Source organism: Mycolicibacterium sp. P4_G11 (assembly GCF_056555145.1).
Window position 1 is genome coordinate 256,640 of sequence record NZ_JBFUJW010000002.1, and the last position, 18,789, is coordinate 275,428.

An 18,789-nucleotide genomic window follows, 5' to 3' on the forward strand; every position below is an offset into this window, starting at 1 on the left:
TTTCCTCCCCTTGTTGTGATCAGAACACCCCCGACCGGAACACGTCACCGGCCAGGCCGGCGACCACCGGCACGATGCCGAGACAGACGAATGCCGGCAGGTAGCAGAGCCCCAGTGGACCGGCGATCAACACGTTGGCCCGCTCGGCGGCCGCGTCCGCCGCGTCACCGGCGTCGGCCCGGGCCTGCTCGGCCAGTTCGGCGACGCCCTGAGCCATCGCGGCGCCCGACGACGCCGACCGTCGCGCCAGCCGGAGCAGCGCGACCACGTGCGGATCAGTACCGCCACCCGGCTCCGACCAGGCCGTCGCCGGACTGGCGCCCAGGGCCAGGAGTTCGGCCGCACGCCGCAGCACGGTGGCCAAACCGGAAGGCGCAGACGACACCGCCGCCGCGGCCGCGGCACTGGTCGCCATGCCCGCCGACAGACAGGCCGCCAGCACGTCCAAGCTCGATGGCACCGCCAGCGGGTCGTCGCGCGGCGCCGCCKGCGGCGACGACCGGTCCGGCAGGCGGGGCCAGATTCGGTGCACTGCTGGGCCGGGCAGCAGCAAGAGCGCGAACGCCATCAGGAAGATGCCGCTCATCGCTGCGCCCCTGCGATGATCCGGTCCGACCACAGCAGTCCGAGGCAGCACAGCACCACCCCGACCGCCAGCACGGCCGAGCCATCGCCCAGCAGGAAGCGCACCGGATGCGCACCGATCAACTGCCCCAGGACAATTCCGAGCGCGGGCAGTCCGGACAGCACCGCGGCCGTTGTCCGGGCTCCGGCCATACCGGCCCTGATCCGCGATGAGAAACGTTCGCGGGCAACGACATCACGCTCGGCGGCACGCATCAGCGGGGCGATCGCCAGGCCGTGGTCGAGCGCCAGTTGCCAGTACACGGCGAGGCGCTGCCAGTGGGCGGGCAGCGCCGACGATCCCGCGACCGCGCGCAGACCGGCCGAGACATCGGCGCCCAGCCGGGCCCGCGCCGCGACCTCCCCCAACGCCGCGGCGACGGGTCCGTCCACTTCGAGGGCCGCGGCGTCGAACGCCGCCACCGGATGCGCCCCGGCCCGCAGTTCGCCGACCAGGATGCCGAGGGCGCCCTGCAGGGTCTGCGCTTCTCTGACACGTTCCGCCGCCCGCCGCGACCGCCGCCAGCGGAGCCCAGCGGTCCCGACCACGGCCGCACCCGCCAGCGTCACCGCCAGCGGCAGGACGACCAGCGACGTCACAGCGACCGCTGCCGCCACCAACCATGGCATCCGCGCTCCACCGCGAGACCCGAATCCCACCAACCGTTTTCGTTGCCCGAGGCGCCTGGCGCCGCCCGGCCGGGGCGCGACCAGCACGGCCAGTGCCAGCATCAGCGCCGGACTCACGGCCGGCCCCGAGCTGCCAGCAGCTCACCCAGTGCGGGCCGCCCAGGGCCGAGGCCCCGGTCGACGTGCCATGCGGTCACGGCCGTCACGGTCCCATCCGGGGCGCGGCGCAGCACCGCGATCTCGCTCAGGTGCCGTCGCCCGTCACGGGCACGCGCGGTGTGCAGCACCACCTGGCACGCGGCCGACAGTTGCGAATGCAGCGCCGCCCGGTCCAACCCGCCGACCGCCGCCAACGCTTCCATGCGGGCGGGCACCTCGGCGGGGCTGTTCGCGTGGACCGTCCCAGCCCCGCCCTCGTGGCCCGTGTTGAGCGCGGCCAGCAGGTCGACGACCTCCGCACCGCGGACCTCACCGACGACGATGCGATCGGGGCGCATCCGCAGTGCCTGCCGAACCAGGTCGCGCACCGTCACCGCGCCGACGCCTTCGACGTTGGCGCCGCGCGCGACCAGCCGGACCAGGTGCGGATGGCGCGGAGCCAGCTCCGCGGCGTCCTCGACGCAGACGATCCGCTCGGCGGGATCGACGGCCCCCAGGAGCGCCGACAGCATGGTGGTCTTTCCGGCTCCGGTTCCGCCGGAGACCAGGAAGGCCAGCCGCGCCGCGACGATGTCGGCGATCAACGAGGCGGCGGGCGGCGCGATGGCCCCGGACCCGACGAGGCCGGTCAGGTCTTGGGTCGCGGGTCGCAGCACCCGCAGCGACAGGCAGGTGCCTGCCGCGGCGATCGGGGGCAGCACGGCGTGCAACCGCACATTCAGGCCGCCGCCGATCCCACCGAGGTGGCCGTCGACCCAGGGTTGCGAGTCGTCCAGCCGGCGGCCGGCAGCCAGCGCCAGCCGTTGCGCCAGGCGCTGCACGGCGGTCTCGTCGGGAAATCGGATCGCGCTGCGGCGCAACCCGTTTCCATCGTCTACCCACACCTCGTCAGGAGCGCTGACCAGCACGTCGGTGGTACCCGGTGCCCGCAGTAGCGGTTCCAGAATCCCGGCACCGGTCAGTTCGGTCTGCAGCAGCCGCATGCCGGCGAGCACGTCGCTGTCGGCGAGCACACCGCCGGACTCGGCACGGATGGCGGCAGCCACCGCGTTCGGATGCAGCGCACCGCTGGTCTGCACGGCCAGTCGTTCCCGGACGCGGTCCACCAATGACGACGTCATGCCGCCTCCCCCGGCTGCTGGTGCAGCACCGCGAGTACGCGGCGGGCGGCCACGGCCAGCGGTGACCGGCGCCGCAGACTGCGACCGAGACAGCCCCGCTCCAGCGCACCGTCGAGGTTGCTCTCCGCACGCATGGCCGCCAGCAGCGGCAGCCCCAGGATCGTCGCCATCTCGGCGGCGCGGAGGCCGCCGGGCGCGGGGCCCCGGACCACCAGGCCGACATTCGGGTTGACCGCCGTCACCCAGTCGGCCACCACCCGGGTCGCCGCGCAGGACCTCAGCTCCGCCGGTGCCACCACGACCACGAGATCGGCCGCCGCCAGTACCGTCTCGGCCGCGGCCGACGACTGCCGCGGCACATCGCAGATCACGGTGGCGCCGGCGCGGCTCCCGGCCTCGACGACAGCGGCGAGCGCCGTCGGCCTCAACTCGACGCCGGTGCGTCCGGCCGACAGGACCACCACCCCGCGCCGCCGCGGCAGCGCATCACGCAAGGCCGGAAAGCTGAGCCGTCCGCCCGCCGCCGCCAGGTCCGGCCAGCGCAGGCCGGCATCACACTCGGCGCCGAGGGCCAGGTCGATGCCGCCGCCCCAGACGTCGACATCAATGAGCAGACACTCGCGGTCCGGTTCGGCCGCGGCCTGCGCCAACGCGATCGCAAACACCGATGCCCCGCCGCCCCCGCGGCCACCGATCACCGCGACGACGGCGCCGCGGCGCCCATCGGATTCGCCGGCCGCGGCGTCGGACAGGACACCGACCAGTCCGGACTCCTGGCCGGGCAAGGTGATGACCGCCTGCGCACCGATCACCATCGCGGCCTCGAACTCGCGGCTACCCGGCGTGTCGGCGGCGATCAAGAGCACCGCGGGCCGCCGTGGCATCCCGAGCTCGTGACAGCGCTGCGCTGCCTCGACATCGAGCAGCACTGCCGCGGCGCCGACCCATGCTTTCCGGCCGGAAGGCTCTGCCGCGTACACCACCCGAATCCCCGCCGCCGCGGCGATCCGCTCGATCTCGGCGCACAGTCCGGCGTCGGAGATCAGCGCCAAGGCCCCGGTGGTTGCCATGGGTCCACCGTGCTGCGCAGCAGGCCACGGCACCAGAGTGCGCATCCAAAATGTGGATGGATCGCAAACTGTGGACAACTTTATTGACGGACTCGTGAGAATGTCGTTCCGCAACTTTTCGCGGACTACCCGCGACGTTCGACGAACCGGGAATGCGGTGGCCGCGCCACACGCGGAAAAGAAGAGTCTGGCGCCGATAGAAAGGCGCCGAAGAGGCCCCGCCTCAAGAAAATTCACCACCCCTGAAAAAGGGACGACCCCCGCCAGGGGGGGAGGAGGCGGAGGTCGTCGTGGATCAGCCCCGGGGGGTCGGGCTGATGCACACCCGGCGCTAGCCGGGTAAACCCCACTATACACACGTCAACAGGGCTCTGCGCAACTGTTGATTGTCTGTGAAAGGGGCGTGTCAGCACGTCAATCGCCGCGACGGTCACGCCACCGGCGACCGACACGGCGACACCGTCGCCAACCCGGTACTGACGTTCCGGGGCATATGCTGGGAGCCGTGACCGCATCCGATCCGGCCGCCCAGGCCGCGGCCGCGCCGCGCCAGGAAGCTGAGTCGAGCGGTCCGGTGCGCACCGCAGCCTTCTTCGATCTCGACAAAACGGTGATTGCCAAGTCCAGCACTCTCGCTTTTAGCAAACCTTTTTTCAACCAAGGTCTGCTGAATCGGCAAGCCGTGCTCAAGTCCACCTACGCCCAGTTTCTGTTCCTGATGTCAGGTGCCGACCACGATCAGATGGACCGCATGCGGTCCTACCTGACCAACATGTGCACCGGCTGGGACGTGGAACAGGTCAAGTCGATCGTCTCCGAGACGCTGCACGACATCGTCGACCCGCTGGTCTTCGCCGAGGCGGCCAACCTGATCGCCGACCACAAGCTGTGCGGCCGCGACGTCGTCGTGGTCTCGGCGTCCGGCGAGGAGATCGTCGCACCCATCGCCCGCGAACTCGGGGCCGACCACTCGATGGCCACGCGCATGGTGGTCGAGGACGGCAAGTACACCGGCGGCGTCGACTTCTACTGCTTCGCCGAAGGCAAGGTCCAGGCAATCGAGGACCTAGCCGCCCGCGAGGGCTATGTGCTCGAGCACTGCTACGCGTATTCGGACTCCATCACCGATCTGCCGATGCTCACGGCGGTCGGTCACCCGGCGGTGGTCAATCCCGATCGCGCCCTGCGCAAGGAGGCCGTCGCTCGCGGCTGGCCGGTGCTGACCTTCACGCGTCCGGTCTCTCTGCGGGACCGGCTGCCGGCTCCGTCCGGCGCCGCGGTCGCCACCACGCTGGCCGTCGGCGCCAGCGCCCTCGCCGCCGGCGCGGTGACGTACTCGCTGCTCCGCCGCCTGAACTTCTGAAAGCTACTGGCGAGTTGCTGGGTCCCCTGGAGTAACAATCACAAATCGCCGGCGATTGGCCCTTGATGTGACTGCGGTCACGTAGTACAAAGGAAGCACGGAAGCCCCCAAGGCCAAGACCGAACCGGAAGAGAAGGTTCGACCTCCCGAAGCGGGCATCCCAGCACGGAATACCGGCACCCACGCGGAGCACATACCGCGATGATGGTAAAAGCGTTGTGGGCCTGCGTAATTGCGAAGAGCGAACGGCTAAGAGAATTCCTTGGGTGGAGTTGTAGCCGCAGCGCATTGCAGGGACGCCGAGGCCACCCACACAACCCAACAAGCACGCTTGGTAACCGGGGTTCCGTGCTAGCGGGCGGCGAGCCGAGTCAGATGCACTCTGACGACGGAGCGCCGCCCGCTTTTATGTCTGCGTGTTTGCTGGAGGGCGGTCGCGCCGGGCCGCTACTTGGCGGAAGCTTGTGCGATCGACAGCGCTTCACGAGCCCCGGAATGCAGACCGCGACTGCTGAAGATCAACCACGCGGTCAGCCCGTCAGCCGTCCCCGACGCGAAGCCCCGTGCCACGGCACGGTATTGGCCGACCTCGCGCATCCAGTACATCTCGGGCACACCGAGGCCGTGCGGATCCAGTCCACTGGACATGGTGATCAGCCGGGACACCGCGCGCGCCACCACACCGTCGGCCACCCCGAACGGAGCCAGGCTCAGGAGTTCGCCATGAGCGACGGCCGCGAGCACCGTCGCCGGCACCCGGCTCCCGCCACCCACGAGCTCGCCGAGCAGCTCCAGCCGCCGGCCCACGTCGGGGTCATCGGTGCGGGGCCGGCCGAGCTGGTCCGCGTCGGTCAGATCCGCGGCCGCCAGCGAGTGCAGCCGAGCCATCGCCTGCAACGGCGCCCGCTGCCACACCCCGACCAGCGCTGTCGCGCCACCTTCGAGGGCCTCGGCCACTCGCAGCGCACCGGCCAGCACCGCGTCGGCACGCTCGCCTTTCGCCGGGGCCTCGCCGTCTTTACTGAAACTCAGCGAGCCACCGTCGAGCACCGACGACGCCCGCGCCGCCCGCATCGAGGCCTCGGCCGCGGTGGCCGGCCAACCACGCAGGTTCACCTTGTGTCGATGGGCCCTGCCGAGCGCTTCACGCGCCTCGTCTCCGGCCTCGGCCACGCCGGGCAGTTCTGCCAAAGGAGCCAGCGGGTCAGGTGCAGCCACGACCGCACAGGGTAGTGCCACCAGGTGGCCACCACCAACGTCGTTGCAACCTGCCAGTGACTACGCTCACAGCCATGACACAAGACACCGCTGTGCCACAGGCTTACCCGCCGCCTGCCGAGTTCGCCGCGCAGGCCAATGCCACTGCCGCGCTGTACCAAGAGGCCGACGCCGACCGCCTGGATTTCTGGCGCCGCCAGGGTGAGCGGTTGTCCTGGGCGACCCCGTTCACCGAGGTCCTGGACTGGTCCAACGCGCCGTTCGCCACGTGGTTCGGCGACGGCAAGCTCAACGTCGCCTACAACTGCGTCGACCGCCACGTCGAGGCCGGCAACGGCGACCGCGTCGCGATCCACTGGGAAGGCGAACCCGTCGGGGACGCCCGCGACATCACCTACGCCCAACTCAAGGACGAGGTCAGCAAGGCCGCCAACGCCCTGACCGCCCTGGGCCTGAGCGCCGGCGACCGCGTCGCCATCTACATGCCGATGGTGCCCGAAGCCATCGTCGCGATGCTGGCCTGCGCCCGGCTCGGTGTCATGCACTCGGTGGTGTTCGCCGGGTTCTCCGCCACCGCGCTCGCCGCGCGCGTCGAAGACGCCCAAGCCAAACTCGTCATCACCACCGACGGCCAGTACCGGCGCGGCCAGGCCGCCTCGCTCAAGTCCGCCGTCGACGAGGCCGTCGCGAACCAGCCGTCGGTGCAGCACGTCCTGGTGGTCAAGCGCACCGGCATCGACGTCGACTGGACCGAAGGCCGCGACGTCTGGTGGCACGAGACCGTCGACGCGCAGTCAACCGAGCACACGCCCGAAGCGTTCGACGCCGAACAGCCGCTGTTCCTGCTGTACACCTCCGGCACCACCGGCAAGCCCAAGGGCATCGTGCACACCAGCGGCGGCTTCCTGACCCAGGCGTCCTACAGCCACCACAACGTCTTCGACATCAAAACCGACGACGTGTACTGGTGCACCGCCGACATCGGCTGGGTCACCGGGCACACCTACATCGTCTACGGCCCGCTCTCCAACGGCGTGACGCAGGTGGTCTACGAGGGCACCCCCACCTCACCGAACGAGCACCGGCACTTCGAGATCATCGAAAAGTACGGCGTCACCATCTATTACACGGCGCCGACGCTGATCCGCACCTTCATGAAGCTGGGCCACCAGATCCCCGAGGCGCACAACCTGTCGAGCCTGCGGGTGCTCGGCTCGGTCGGCGAACCCATCAACCCCGAAGCCTGGCGCTGGTACCGCGAACACATCGGTGCCGGTAAGACCCCCATCGTCGACACCTGGTGGCAGACCGAGACCGGCGCCATCATGATCTCCCCGCTGCCCGGCGTCACCGCCGCCAAGCCCGGCTCGGCCATGACCCCGCTGCCCGGCATCAGCGCCAAGATCGTCGACGACGACGGCAACGAACTCGTCCCCGGCGCCGACGAGGAAGAACACGTCACCGGCTACCTGGTGCTCGACAAGCCGTGGCCATCGATGCTGCGCGGCATCTGGGGCGACGACGAACGCTTCAAGGACACCTACTGGTCCCGCTTCGCCGAGCAGGGCTGGTACTTCGCCGGTGACGGCGCCCGCTACGACGCCGACGGCAACATCTGGGTCCTGGGCCGCATCGACGACGTCATGAACATCTCCGGCCACCGCATCTCCACCGCCGAGGTCGAATCCGCCCTCGTCGGACACTCCGGCGTGGCCGAGGCCGCCGTCGTCGGCGCCACCGACGCCACCACCGGTCAGGCCATCTGCGCGTTCGTCATCCTCAAGGAATCAGCACACGGCGGCTCGGCGAACATCGTCGAGGAACTGCGGGCCCAGGTCTCCACCGAGATCTCCCCCATCGCCAAGCCGCGGGAAATCCACATCGTCCCCGAGCTGCCGAAGACCCGCAGCGGCAAGATCATGCGCCGCCTGCTGCGCGACGTCGCCGAAGGCCGCGACCTCGGTGACACCTCCACCCTGGTCGACCCCAGCGTCTTCGAGGCCATCCGCGCCAGCAAGTAGGTCCACGTGAAACGGCTCCTTCTCCGACGAGAAGGGGCCGTTTCACATTGATGGGCTAGACGGGCTGGTAACCCGCTCCCGGCCGGCTCTTGGCGTCGAGATCGGCGATCACCGCGTTGATGGACACCGTCACGGCCGGGGTGTGCAGCGGCACGTACTTGACGACGCACGTCGGCAGGTCGTCGCTGAAGGCCCCGTGGATCATGCCGACCAGCTTGTTGTTCACGGTGACCGGCGCACCCGAGTCGCCCGGCTGGCCGCACACCTGGTCCACGATGGTGCCCGGGTCCTGGCCCGGGCCCCAGGTGACGCCGCAGGTGTAGCCGGTGGTGCGGCCGAGCTTGCACGCCACCTCACCGAAGGCCGGGTCCGGGCCGATGCCGTCGATCTGGAATCCGTTGACGTTGTTGAGGGGCTGCACCTTGGCCGGGTCGAATTCGATGACGGCGTAGTCCAGGGGCTGGCTGCCGGCCACCATGACGCCGAGCGTGCCGCGGTTCTCCGCGCCCTCGGCCGACACCAGGTGGCCGGGACCGCCGCAGTGCGCCGACGTGAAGCCGACCAGCTTGCCGCGGTTGTCATGCCCGATCGTGGTCAGGGTGCAGAAGGTGTCGCCGTCCACGACGATGCCGGACCCACCGCCCAACGGGACCGGTGCGTCCGCGTGGGCAGGCACCCCGACCGACGTACCGAACAGGGCAATGGCCATCCCAAACATCGAAGCAAGCACGGGTGCCGAACGCATCGGGGCAGTGTATCGCTGGCCCGGATCGTTAACCGGCGCCCTACGTGGCAACATATGCCAGGACTACACCGACGCCGGGAGGACGTGTTCGTGAGCAATGGCGATCGCAAGAATGGCGCAGTTCCAGCCACGGTGACCTCGATCCCGCTGGTGGATCCGCATGCACCCAAGGCTGATCCGTCGATCGGCGATCTGGTCAAGGAAGCCACCGCGCAGATGTCGACGCTGGTGCGGGCCGAGGTCGAACTGGCGCGCGCCGAGATCACCGCCGATGTGAAGAAGGGCCTGACCGGCAGCGTCCTGTTCATCGCCGCACTCGTGGTGCTGTTCTACTCGACGTTCTTTTTCTTCTTCTTCCTCGGTTCGCTGCTGGAGCTGTGGCTGCCGAGCTGGGCGTCGTACCTGATCGTCTTCGCGCTCATGGTGCTGACGACGGGTGCGCTGGCGTTCGTCGGGTTCCTGAAGGTCCGCAAGATCCGCGGCCCGCGGGACACCATCGCGACGGTCAAGGAGGCCAAGGTGGCGCTGACGCCTGGCCACGACAAGCCCTCGAGTCAGATCACCGCCCGCTCGGCTTCTAGCGACACCTCAGGCTGGTAGTGCCGCCACCTGATCCGTCGGTCGTCCGGATCGACGGTCCGTGGCGACACCTTCAGGTGCACGCGAACGGGATTCGCTTCCACGTCGTGGAGGCAGACCCGGGCTCAAGCCAGACCGGTTCGGCCGGCGAGCGCCCGCTGGTGATCCTGCTGCACGGATTCGCCTCGTTCTGGTACTCGTGGCGGCATCAGCTGCGCGACCTGCGCGGCGCCCGGGTGGTCGCGGTGGACCTGCGCGGCTACGGCGGCAGCGACAAACCGCCGACCGGCTACGACGGCTGGACGCTGGCCGGGGACACCGCCGGCCTGGTGCGCGCTCTGGGGCACAGTTCCGCCGTGTTGGTGGGGCACGCCGACGGCGGCCTGGTCTGCTGGGCCACCGCGATGCTGCATCCGCGATCAGTGCGGGGTATCGCGCTGATCAGTTCACCGCATCCGGTGGCGCTGCGCTCGTCGACGCTGACCGATCGAGACCAGCGCGCGGCCCTGTTGCCCGCGATGCTGCGCAACCAGGTGCCGTGGTGGCCCGAACATGTCCTCACCCGCCGGGGCGGCGCCGCCGTCGAGCAGCTGGTCCGCAGCCGCGCCGGCGCTGCCTGGCCGGCGTCGGAGGATTTCGCCCAGACCGCCGCGCACCTGCGCACCGCGATTCAGATCCCCTCGGCGGCGCACTCCGCGCTGGAGTACCAGCGCTGGGCGGCGCGCAGTCAGGTCCGCGGCGAGGGCCGGCGCTTCATGCGGGCGATGAAACAGCGCACCCCGGTACCGATCCTGCACCTGCACGGCACCGCGGATCCCTACGTGCTCGATGATCCGGTCCGCCGGACCCAGCGCTACGCCCCGCAGACCCGCTTCGTATCCGTCACCGGCGCAGGCCATTTCGCGCACGAAGAGCAGCCGTCGACCGTCACCTCGGAGCTGTCGACGTTCCTGCACCAGCTACCCGGCTGAGATGCACTTTCCGGTCGGCACCGCTTCGGAGTTGTCGACCTTGGCCATCTGCTTGGCCACCTCGTCGGCGGTGAGGACGAAGCCGGTATCCGCGTCGTCGACCGCGGCGCCGAACACGACACCGAGCACCTTGCCACTGCCGTCGATCAGCGGGCCACCCGAATTGCCTTGGCGGACATTGCCTCTGATGGTGTAGACCTCACGCGTGACGGTCGTGGAGTGGTAGATGTCCGGCCCGTTGAGTTTGATGACCTCGCGGATGCGGGCCGGGGTCGCGGCAAACTCGCCGCCGCCCGGGTAGCCCATCACCACCGCGCCGGTCCCGGTCGCGGCCTCCTGCATGTCGAACTTCAGCGGCGGCGCGGGCAGGTCGGGTGCGTCGAGAATCGAGATATCGGCCTCGGGGTCGTAGGAGACGACCTTGGCGTCGTAGCTCTTGTCGTCGACCTGGACGGTGACGCTGTTGGAGCCGGCCACCACGTGGGCGTTGGACATCACCCGGCCGGGCGCGACGACGAAGCCGGTGCCCTCGAGCACTTTCTGGCAGCTCTGCGCGACGCCGCGGATCTTCACGACGCTGCCCTTGGCCGCGGCCACCGCCGGATCGCCCACGAGCGCGGGATCGGGAGCCGAGACGCTGACGATGGGGGTGCGGCCGAACGGTTGCAGCACCGACGGCAGGCCGGAGGTGTTCAGCAGCGCCGAGAGCCGGGTGGGCACGCGCTTCAGCCACGCCGGCGCGAGGTCGTTGACCTCCGAGAGCACCCGCGAGCCGTTCACCGCCGCAGCCAGATTCGGCTGGTCGGACGACGTCAGCGGCGTGGCCAGCAGCCAGGCGGCGACCAGCACCGCGACCAGTTGCAGGGCCATGCCCACGACCGAGTCGAGACCGCGCACCACCTCGTTGCGCATGGCGCCACGGACGGCGCGGCCCAGCACCACACCGGCGATCTCGCCGACCACGACCAGACCCAGGATCAGGAACAGCGCGATGAAGAGCTTGCTGCGGGCGCCGTCCACGTGCGCCACCACGTGGGGCGCAAGCAGCACGCCGGCCACCGCGCCGAGCACCACACCGAGAAAAGACAGCAGCGAGCCCAGCGCCCCGGACCGCCAGCCCGAGACGGCGGCGACGAAGGCGACGGACAGAACGGCCAGATCCAGCCATTGTGAAGGTGTCATGGTTGATCCACACGGTAGCCGTTGGAGTCCCCCAGCAGCGCCATTGCCGCCTCGAGTTCGTAGTCCCGGTCGGCGTTCCACGGCTGTGCCCAGCCCGCCACGTCCAGGATCGCCGAGATCACCTGAGCGGTGAAGCCCCACACCAGCATCTGGTTGAGCAGAAATGCCGGACCGGCGAACCGCCGGGTGTTCTCCTTGCGGTACACCATCAACCGGTTCTCCGGATTGACGAAGGCGCGCACCGGAACCCGCGCCACGATCGCGGTCTCCGCCGGGTCGACGGCGAGGACCGGACCGGGATCAGGCGAGTACGCGAGCACCGGGACAACGTGAAAACCCGAGGGCGGGATGAACATTCGGTCCAGCGTCGCCAGCACGTGCAGCCGAGACGTGTCGATACCGGTTTCCTCGGTGGCCTCGCGCAATGCGGTCCCGACGGGACCGTCGTCCCCCGGATCGGACGCACCGCCCGGGAACGCGGCCTGCCCGGCATGGTGCCGCAGCGTCGAGGCGCGCACGGTGACCAGCAGGTCGGCGTCGGGCGGCAGCGCACCGGCCGGGGCGTCCGGCGCCCCGGAGAACAGCACCAGGACGGCGGCGTCGCGCTTGTTGCCGGTCAGTGTCGCGGTGGCACCAGCTGCGGTGATGGCCGCCAGCACCGTCGCCGGCACCCGGCGGCGGTAGGCCTGCGGCAGGTCCGGTGCGTTGTCGACGAGTGGCCGCAGCCAGGCCGGGGCGGCCTGTGGGTTCAGCACGTTCACCCCGACACTCCTAACTGTGGGTTCACCGCCGCGGCGATCTCGTCGGCACTGGTGAACGGCCGGGGCAGGACCTGCGCAACGCTACCGTCCGGGCGCAGCAGCACGGTCGCAGGCATCACGTTGGGCACGCGCAGTGCGGCCGCGATGAGGCGGCGGCCGTCCTGCAGCATCGGCAGCTTGACGCCGAGGTCGGCCAGCCGCAGCAGGCCGGCGGTCTCGTTCTCGTCCTGATGAACCGTCAGCACCGTCACCTTGGTGCCCATGCGGCGCTGATACTCGGCCAGCGCGGGCAGTTCGTCGGCGCAGGGACCGCACCAGTAGGCCCACAGGTTCAGCACCACCGCGCGCCCGGCGACGGCCTTCGCGACGTCGACCGGCGCACCGTCACCCGCGCAGTCGACGGTGATGCCCTGCAGGGCCTGTGGTCCGGGCCCGGTCTGCGGCGCGGGACACGGCGGCAGCGCCGCCTTGGCGCGCGGTCCGGCCAGTGCCGCCGGGGTGTCGGCGTCGCGATGGGCCCGGGTCCCGTTCAGCTGATTGCTCTGCTGGCCCGACGGCCCGGATGCGGTCCGGTCGTCGCCGAGTTGACGCCACAGCGCCACACCGAGAACGACGAACACCGCCAGCACGACGACGGTCCAGCGGGCGGACCGACTCACTCGGTGATCCCGGCCAGCGCCAGCAGATGCTCGGTCTCGGGTCCCTTCACCAGGGCCGCGGCGGCCGCGAGGTCCGTCGGCCCGATGCCGTAGGACGGGCAGTCGCGGGCCAGCACGCACACGCCGCACGCCGGCGTGCGGGCGTGGCAGACCCGGCGTCCGTGGAAGATCACGCGGTGCGACAGCAGGGTCCACTCCTTGCGCGGGATCAATTCACCGACCGCGAATTCCACCTTGACCGGGTCCTCTTCGGCGGTCCAGCGCCAGCGCCGCACCAGCCGGCCGAAGTGGGTGTCGACCGTGATGCCCGGGATGTCGAAGGCGTTGCCCAGGATGACGTTGGCGGTCTTGCGGCCCACCCCGGGCAGCGTGACGAGTTCGTCGAGGGTGTCCGGCACCTCGCCGTCGAAGCGGGCCACCAGTTCCTGACCCAGCCCGATGATCGAGTTGGCCTTGTTGCGGTAGAAACCGGTGGGCCGGATCAGCTCCTCGAGCTCGGTCCGGTGGGCCTGCGCATAGTCCAGCGCGGTCGGGTATTTGGCGAACAGCGCCGGCGTCGTGAGGTTCACCCTCTTATCCGTGCACTGCGCCGACAGGATGGTGGCCACCGCGAGCTCCAGCGGATTGGTGAAATCCAGCTCGCAGTAGACGTGCGGGAACGCTTGCGCGAGTTCACGATTCATTCTCCGAGCGCGACGCACCAGACCCAGGTGGGTTTCGCGGTCGTATTTTGCGGTGGATCGTCGCGCAGGCACGCCGGTAAGCGTACTGAGAGAAGTCGGTAAGGATACTTTGACCGGCGTCGTTTCGTGATCACCCTGAGACATTCGGCGTGTTTACTTCTGCGTGTGTCCTGGTTGCTGGTTGTGTGCATTCCCGGGTTGCTGATGTTGGCAACCTTCGGGTTGAGCCGCCTCGAAGCCATGCTCGATACGTCCAAGGAGACGTACACCGCAGCCGACGTCAAAGCGTTCGTCGACAAGGTGAAAACCGCGTGGTCACAGCAGGCCGCAGCCGCGGACACATTGCCGCACCGATCGGCACCCCGATTCGAGGAACCTCGCGCGCTGGCGGCCCCGTCGCCGACGCGGGACAACCCGCTCGGAGCCTTCGGTGAACCCGAACTACCCAGCCGCACCTACGCCCACTATGCGAGCAATCCGCAATTTCGCGAGACTCGCCAGGCGAATCGTGTGTAGCGTGGCTGGTTGCGAAACGGCTTACCACTAGACTGACTTTGTTAACCAGTTCACTGGCTAGCTTGCGCGCGTTTTTTATCACTCACCAGCCTTAGGGAGCAACGTGGACGAGATCCTGGCGAGGGCCGGAATCTTCCAGGGTGTCGAGCCCACCGCGGTATCCGCACTGACCAAACAGCTGCAACCGGTCGACTTCCCCCGCGGACACACCGTGTTCGCCGAGGGCGAGCCGGGCGACCGCCTCTACATCATCATCTCCGGCAAGGTGAAGATCGGCCGCCGGTCACCGGACGGCCGCGAGAACCTGCTGACCATCATGGGTCCGTCGGACATGTTCGGTGAGCTGTCGATCTTCGATCCGGGTCCCCGGACGTCGAGCGCCATCACCATCACCGAGGTGCGCGCGGTCTCGATGGACCGCGAGGCGCTGCGGGCGTGGATCGCGGACCGCCCGGAGATCGCCGAGCAGCTGCTGCGCGTGCTCGCCCGCCGGCTGCGCCGCACCAACAACAACCTCGCCGACCTGATCTTCACCGACGTGCCCGGTCGTGTGGCCAAGCAGCTGCTGCAGCTGGCCCAGCGGTTCGGCACGCAGGAGGGCGGCGCGCTGCGCGTCACCCACGACCTGACCCAGGAAGAGATCGCCCAGCTCGTCGGCGCCTCCCGCGAAACCGTGAACAAGGCGCTCGCCGACTTCGCGCACCGCGGCTGGATCCGGCTCGAGGGCAAGAGCGTGCTGATCTCCGACTCGGAGCGTCTGGCGCGCCGGGCTCGCTAGTTCTGACGCAGATGCCCCCGCACGCACCGCGTGTCGGGGGCATCTCTGTTTGGTCGTCCTAAGCAGTCCGCAGGTAATCCAGCTGGGCCTGCACCGATTTCTCGGCGGCGTCCCACAGCTTCTGGTCGACGTCGGTGTAGACGTGTTCGACGACCTGCCGCGCCGACGCCTCGTCCCCGAGCACCCGCAAGGCGCCGCGCACCTGATCCAGTCGTTCCTCGCGGTGCGCGAGGTACATGGCCGTCACCTCGGCGAGGTCGGCGAGGTCCGGACCGTGGCCGGGCAGGACTGTCCGCCCGCCGAGCCCCTGCAGCCGCCGCAGCGATTCCAGGTAGTCGCGCAGGCTGCCGTCCTCGTTGTCGATGACGGTGGTGCCGCGGCCCAGGACGGTGTCAGCGGTCAGCACGGCATCGTCGACGAGGAACGACAGCGAATCCGCGGTGTGCCCGGGTGTCGCCATGACCTTGATCCGCAGACCCGCCGCATCGATCACCTCGCCGTCGGTGAGCGGTCCGCCCAGGCCCCGCAGAAACCCGCTGCCCACCGACCGCACCACTGCTCCGGTCAGGCCGACCAGCTTGTCGATGCCGCCGGTGTGGTCCTCGTGTTTGTGACTGATCAGCACCAGCGGAATCTTGCCCAGCGCCGCGATCCGCTCCAGGTGCGCATCGTCGTCGGGCCCCGGGTCGACGACGACCATCTCGTCGCTACCCGGCCCGCGCAGCACCCAGGTGTTGGTGCCGTCGAGCGTCATGATCCCCGGGTTGTCGCACAGCAGCACCGAGGCCGACTCCGTTACCGGCCGCAGCACGCCATACGCGGGATGATTCATATCGACACAACCGCCCTCCCGATGGTCGATCGCTTACGCGATCTCCACGATGAGCTCCACCTCAACGGGAGCATTCAACGGCAATTCGGAGACGCCGACCGCCGACCGGGCGTGCGCGCCGGCCGGGCCGAACACCTCGCCCAGCAATTCGGATGCCCCGTTGATCACCGCGGGCTGGCCGTTGAAGCCAGGCGCCGAGGCGACGAATCCGACAACCTTGACGATCCGCACCACCGAGTCGATGCCGACCAGCGCGTGCACGGCGGCCAGCGCGTTGAGGCCGCAGATCCGGGCCAGCGCCTTGCCGTCGTCCGCGGTGACCTCAGCGCCGACCTTGCCCTCGGCGGGCAGCTTGCCGCCCTGCATGGGCAGCTGGCCGGAGGTGTAGACGAGGTTCCCGGTCCGGACCGCGGGAACGTAAGCGGCAAGTGGCGCAACAACTTCCGGCAGCTCGATGCCGAGTTCGGCCAACCGGTCCGAGACGCTCACTTGGGCCGCTTCAGGTACGCGACGTGCTGCTCACCGCTCGGGTTGGCCAGTACCGAAACCAGCTCCCACCCGTCCTGGCCCCACTGGTCGAGGATCTGCTTGGTGGCGTGGATCAGCAACGGGACGGTGGCGTACTCCCACCGGGTCGGTTCGCTCATGTCGCCGAGCTTATCGGCCGAGGGGTACCGCATGGTTAACATGCTGGGGTGACCTCCGAATCCACGGGCCAAACCCATACCGGTTGGCCCGCGCGCCTGGACCAAGCGCGCCTCCATTTCGTCACCGGCAAGGGCGGTACCGGCAAGACGACGGTCGCCGCGGCGCTGGCACTGGCGCTGGCCGCCCGCGGCCGCAGCGTTTTGCTGGTCGAGGTCGAGGGACGTCAGGGCATCGCCCAGCTCTTCGACGTGCCACCGCTGCCGTACGGGGAACAGAAGATCGCCACCGCCGAGGGCGGCGGGCTGGTCAACGCGCTGGCCATCGACACCGAGGCCGCGTTCCTGGAATACCTGGACATGTTCTACAACCTCGGCATCGCCGGCCGCGCCATGAAGCGCATCGGCGCCGTCGAGTTCGCCACCACGATCGCTCCCGGCCTGCGTGACGTCCTGCTCACCGGCAAGATCAAGGAGGTCGTGGTCCGCAACGGCAAGACCGCCAAGGAACTCAAGGGACAGCGACCCTACGACGCCGTCGTGGTCGACGCCCCGCCGACAGGCCGCATCTCCCGCTTCCTCGACGTCACCAAGGCCGTCTCGGACCTGGCCAAGGGCGGCCCGGTCCATTCGCAGGCCGACGGCGTGGTGAAGCTGCTGCACTCGGAGCTCACCGCCATCCACCTCGTCACGCTGCTGGAGGCGCTGCCCGTGCAGGAGACCCTGGAAGCCATAGAGGAGCTCCGCGAACTCGAGTTGCCGATCGGCAGCGTCATCGTCAACCGCAACATCCCGGCGTACCTGTCACCGGACGATCTGGCGAAGGCAGCCGAGGGCGTCGTCGACGCCGACGCGGTGCGCGCCGGTCTGTCCGACGCCGGAATCACGTTGTCCGACAGCGACTTTGCCGGACTGCTCACCGAGACCATCCAGCACGCGACGCGCATGATGGCGCGCGCCGAGAGCGCCGACCAACTCGACGCCCTCGAAGTGCCCCGCCTCGAACTGCCCGCCCTCCCCGACGGGGTCGACCTGGGCAGCCTGTACGAACTCGCCGAAGCGCTCGAGCAGCAAGGGGTTGGCACCAAATGAGCGGCAAGCCCTTGAAGCTGGACATGCACGCGATCCTGTCGGACACCGCGAACCGCGTCGTGGTGTGCTGCGGCGCCGGCGGCGTCGGCAAGACCACCACGGCCGCCGCGATGGCGCTGCGGGCCGCCGAGTACGGCCGCACCGTCGTGGTGCTGACCATCGATCCGGCCAAGCGCCTGGCGCAGGCCCTCGGCATCAAGGACCTGGGCAACACCCCACAGCGGGTGCCGCTGGCTCCCGAGGTACCGGGTGAGCTCTACGCGATGATGCTGGACATGCGCCGCACCTTCGACGAGATGGTGGTGCAGTACTCCGGCGAGGATCGAGCCGACTCGATTTTGGAGAACCAGTTCTACCAAACCGTCGCCACGTCGCTCTCGGGCACGCAGGAGTACATGGCGATGGAGAAGCTCGGCCAGCTGCTGGCCGAGGACAAATGGGATCTGGTCGTCGTCGACACGCCGCCGTCGCGCAATGCGCTGGACTTCCTGGACGCGCCGAAGCGGCTGGGCAACTTCATGGACAGCCGCCTGTGGAAACTGCTGCTGGGACCGGGCCGCGGCATCGGCCGCCTCGTCACCGGGGCCATGGGCCTGGCGATGAAGGCGCTGTCCACCGTGCTGGGTTCGCAGATGCTCTCCGACGCGGCCAGTTTCGTCCAGTCCCTGGACGCCACGTTCGGCGGGTTCCGCGAGAAGGCCGACCGCACCTACGAACTCCTCAAGCGCCCCGGCACGCGGTTCGTCGTGGTCTCGGCCGCCGAGCCCGACGCGCTGCGCGAGGCGTCGTTCTTCGTCGACCGGCTGTCTCAGGAGCAGATGCCGCTGGCCGGCCTGATCCTCAACCGCACCCACCCGATGCTGTGTGAAGAACTGACCGCGGACGCGGCCGACGAGGCTGCGGCCAAGCTGGAGAAGTCCGGTACCGACGGCGACGGCGTGGCCGCGGCGACGCTGCGGATCCACGCGAACCGCACCGTCATCTCCAAGCGTGAGGTGCGGCTGCTGTCGCGGTTCACCGGGGCCAACCCGCACGTGGCGTTGGTGGGCGTGCCGTCACTGCCGTTCGAGGTATCGGACCTGGAGGCGTTGCGAGCCATCGCCGATCAGATCACCGGCGACATCGTCAAAGCCTGAGCGCT

General features: G+C 69.3%; 21 protein-coding genes. 8 read left to right on the forward strand and 13 right to left on the reverse strand.

Features of this window, described 5'->3' with window-relative positions:
- Positions 1-19: 19 nt before the first annotated feature.
- The 4 genes from AC1U2B_RS05045 to ssd are packed head-to-tail and all read right to left on the reverse strand — an operon-like array spanning position 20 to position 3,604.
- Positions 20-586 carry a type II secretion system F family protein gene (locus AC1U2B_RS05045; protein WP_480215918.1) on the reverse strand — a complete coding sequence of 189 codons (567 nt, stop codon included), beginning with the start codon at positions 584-586 and terminating at the stop codon, positions 20-22.
- Complete coding sequence (locus AC1U2B_RS05050) at positions 583-1,356, reverse strand: type II secretion system F family protein (protein ID WP_480216069.1); 774 nt, start codon at positions 1,354-1,356, stop codon at positions 583-585. Before AC1U2B_RS05050 ends, AC1U2B_RS05045 begins: the two co-directional genes overlap by 4 nt.
- A gap of 11 nt (positions 1,357-1,367) precedes the next feature.
- A complete protein-coding gene (locus AC1U2B_RS05055) occupies positions 1,368-2,534 on the reverse strand; it encodes a TadA family conjugal transfer-associated ATPase (protein ID WP_480215919.1) in 1,167 nt (388 codons plus the stop codon).
- The gene (gene ssd, locus AC1U2B_RS05060; RefSeq protein ID WP_480215920.1) at positions 2,531-3,604 is read right to left on the reverse strand and encodes a septum site-determining protein Ssd; all 1,074 of its coding nucleotides are present in this window, start codon (positions 3,602-3,604) and stop codon (positions 2,531-2,533) included. The genes AC1U2B_RS05055 and ssd overlap by 4 nt, the downstream gene beginning before the upstream one ends.
- Before the next feature lie 493 nt (positions 3,605-4,097).
- On the opposite strand from ssd, the gene AC1U2B_RS05065 reads away from it, so the two are divergent.
- Complete coding sequence (locus tag AC1U2B_RS05065; RefSeq protein ID WP_480215921.1) at positions 4,098-4,967, forward strand: HAD-IB family hydrolase; 870 nt, start codon at positions 4,098-4,100, stop codon at positions 4,965-4,967.
- A 447-nt stretch (positions 4,968-5,414) separates the two neighbouring features.
- Here the strand turns inward: AC1U2B_RS05065 and AC1U2B_RS05070 are convergent, their stop codons facing one another.
- Complete coding sequence (locus tag AC1U2B_RS05070; protein ID WP_418004530.1) at positions 5,415-6,185, reverse strand: Fic family protein; 771 nt, start codon at positions 6,183-6,185, stop codon at positions 5,415-5,417.
- 74 nt (positions 6,186-6,259) lie between these two features.
- Between AC1U2B_RS05070 and acs the strand changes: the two genes are divergently transcribed.
- Positions 6,260-8,206 carry an acetate--CoA ligase gene (gene acs / locus AC1U2B_RS05075; protein WP_480215922.1) on the forward strand — a complete coding sequence of 649 codons (1,947 nt, stop codon included), beginning with the start codon at positions 6,260-6,262 and terminating at the stop codon, positions 8,204-8,206.
- A gap of 55 nt (positions 8,207-8,261) precedes the next feature.
- Here the strand turns inward: acs and AC1U2B_RS05080 are convergent, their stop codons facing one another.
- A complete protein-coding gene (locus tag AC1U2B_RS05080; protein ID WP_480216070.1) occupies positions 8,262-8,924 on the reverse strand; it encodes a S1 family peptidase in 663 nt (220 codons plus the stop codon).
- Positions 8,925-9,041: 117 nt separating this feature from the next.
- On the opposite strand from AC1U2B_RS05080, the gene AC1U2B_RS05085 reads away from it, so the two are divergent.
- A complete protein-coding gene (locus AC1U2B_RS05085; RefSeq protein WP_043397457.1) occupies positions 9,042-9,551 on the forward strand; it encodes a phage holin family protein in 510 nt (169 codons plus the stop codon).
- A complete protein-coding gene (locus tag AC1U2B_RS05090; RefSeq protein WP_480215923.1) occupies positions 9,551-10,501 on the forward strand; it encodes an alpha/beta fold hydrolase in 951 nt (316 codons plus the stop codon). Before AC1U2B_RS05085 ends, AC1U2B_RS05090 begins: the two co-directional genes overlap by 1 nt.
- On the opposite strand, the gene marP is transcribed toward AC1U2B_RS05090, so the two are convergent.
- From marP to nth, 4 genes are read right to left on the reverse strand one after another with little or no spacing between them, the layout of a single operon-like run.
- Entirely contained in the window at positions 10,490-11,683 is a 1,194-nt protein-coding gene (gene marP, locus AC1U2B_RS05095) for an acid resistance serine protease MarP (RefSeq protein ID WP_043397273.1), read from the reverse strand. The two genes, AC1U2B_RS05090 and marP, sit on opposite strands and share 12 nt — an antisense overlap.
- A complete protein-coding gene (locus AC1U2B_RS05100) occupies positions 11,680-12,444 on the reverse strand; it encodes an NUDIX hydrolase (RefSeq protein ID WP_260935889.1) in 765 nt (254 codons plus the stop codon). The genes marP and AC1U2B_RS05100 overlap by 4 nt, the downstream gene beginning before the upstream one ends.
- Positions 12,441-13,103 carry a TlpA family protein disulfide reductase gene (locus AC1U2B_RS05105; protein ID WP_480215924.1) on the reverse strand — a complete coding sequence of 221 codons (663 nt, stop codon included), beginning with the start codon at positions 13,101-13,103 and terminating at the stop codon, positions 12,441-12,443. The genes AC1U2B_RS05100 and AC1U2B_RS05105 overlap by 4 nt, the downstream gene beginning before the upstream one ends.
- Positions 13,100-13,930, reverse strand: coding sequence for an endonuclease III (nth, locus tag AC1U2B_RS05110; protein ID WP_413784702.1), 831 nt, complete (start codon positions 13,928-13,930; stop codon positions 13,100-13,102). The genes AC1U2B_RS05105 and nth overlap by 4 nt, the downstream gene beginning before the upstream one ends.
- Positions 13,931-13,990: 60 nt before the next feature.
- Between nth and AC1U2B_RS05115 the strand changes: the two genes are divergently transcribed.
- Positions 13,991-14,302, forward strand: coding sequence for a hypothetical protein (locus AC1U2B_RS05115; protein WP_131630696.1), 312 nt, complete (start codon positions 13,991-13,993; stop codon positions 14,300-14,302).
- Between the two features lie 103 nt (positions 14,303-14,405).
- The gene (gene crp, locus AC1U2B_RS05120; protein WP_020100982.1) at positions 14,406-15,080 is read left to right on the forward strand and encodes a cAMP-activated global transcriptional regulator CRP; all 675 of its coding nucleotides are present in this window, start codon (positions 14,406-14,408) and stop codon (positions 15,078-15,080) included.
- Between the two features lie 58 nt (positions 15,081-15,138).
- On the opposite strand, the gene AC1U2B_RS05125 is transcribed toward crp, so the two are convergent.
- The 3 genes from AC1U2B_RS05125 to sp36 are packed head-to-tail and all read right to left on the reverse strand — an operon-like array spanning position 15,139 to position 16,559.
- A complete protein-coding gene (locus tag AC1U2B_RS05125) occupies positions 15,139-15,912 on the reverse strand; it encodes an MBL fold metallo-hydrolase (protein WP_480215925.1) in 774 nt (257 codons plus the stop codon).
- 33 nt (positions 15,913-15,945) lie between these two features.
- Entirely contained in the window at positions 15,946-16,401 is a 456-nt protein-coding gene (locus AC1U2B_RS05130) for a RidA family protein (RefSeq protein ID WP_480215926.1), read from the reverse strand.
- On the reverse strand, positions 16,398-16,559 hold the full coding sequence (gene sp36, locus AC1U2B_RS05135) for a Sp36 family protein (RefSeq protein WP_090562576.1): 162 nt from the start codon (positions 16,557-16,559) through the stop codon (positions 16,398-16,400). The genes AC1U2B_RS05130 and sp36 overlap by 4 nt, the downstream gene beginning before the upstream one ends.
- A 48-nt stretch (positions 16,560-16,607) precedes the next feature.
- Between sp36 and bagA the strand changes: the two genes are divergently transcribed.
- Positions 16,608-17,648, forward strand: coding sequence for an ATPase BagA (gene bagA, locus AC1U2B_RS05140; protein WP_043397254.1), 1,041 nt, complete (start codon positions 16,608-16,610; stop codon positions 17,646-17,648).
- Positions 17,645-18,784, forward strand: a complete 1,140-nt coding sequence (bagB, locus tag AC1U2B_RS05145) for an ATPase BagB (protein WP_480215927.1) — start codon at positions 17,645-17,647, stop codon at positions 18,782-18,784. The genes bagA and bagB overlap by 4 nt, the downstream gene beginning before the upstream one ends.
- Positions 18,785-18,789: the final 5 nt, after the last annotated feature.

Coding starts and splice junctions, on each gene's coding strand:
- AC1U2B_RS05050 (WP_480216069.1), bottom strand. CDS start 1,356: ATGCTGGCACTGGCCGTGCTGGTCGCGCCCCGGCCGGGCGGCGCCAGG.
- AC1U2B_RS05055 (WP_480215919.1), bottom strand. CDS start 2,534: ATGACGTCGTCATTGGTGGACCGCGTCCGGGAACGACTGGCCGTGCAG.
- ssd (WP_480215920.1), bottom strand. CDS start 3,604: ATGGCAACCACCGGGGCCTTGGCGCTGATCTCCGACGCCGGACTGTGC.
- AC1U2B_RS05065 (WP_480215921.1), top strand. CDS start 4,098: ATGCTGGGAGCCGTGACCGCATCCGATCCGGCCGCCCAGGCCGCGGCC.
- acs (WP_480215922.1), top strand. CDS start 6,260: ATGACACAAGACACCGCTGTGCCACAGGCTTACCCGCCGCCTGCCGAG.
- AC1U2B_RS05080 (WP_480216070.1), bottom strand. CDS start 8,924: ATGTTTGGGATGGCCATTGCCCTGTTCGGTACGTCGGTCGGGGTGCCT.
- marP (WP_043397273.1), bottom strand. CDS start 11,683: ATGACACCTTCACAATGGCTGGATCTGGCCGTTCTGTCCGTCGCCTTC.
- nth (WP_413784702.1), bottom strand. CDS start 13,930: ATGTCTCAGGGTGATCACGAAACGACGCCGGTCAAAGTATCCTTACCG.
- AC1U2B_RS05115 (WP_131630696.1), top strand. CDS start 13,991: ATGTTGGCAACCTTCGGGTTGAGCCGCCTCGAAGCCATGCTCGATACG.
- AC1U2B_RS05125 (WP_480215925.1), bottom strand. CDS start 15,912: ATGAATCATCCCGCGTATGGCGTGCTGCGGCCGGTAACGGAGTCGGCC.
- sp36 (WP_090562576.1), bottom strand. CDS start 16,559: ATGAGCGAACCGACCCGGTGGGAGTACGCCACCGTCCCGTTGCTGATC.
- bagB (WP_480215927.1), top strand. CDS start 17,645: ATGAGCGGCAAGCCCTTGAAGCTGGACATGCACGCGATCCTGTCGGAC.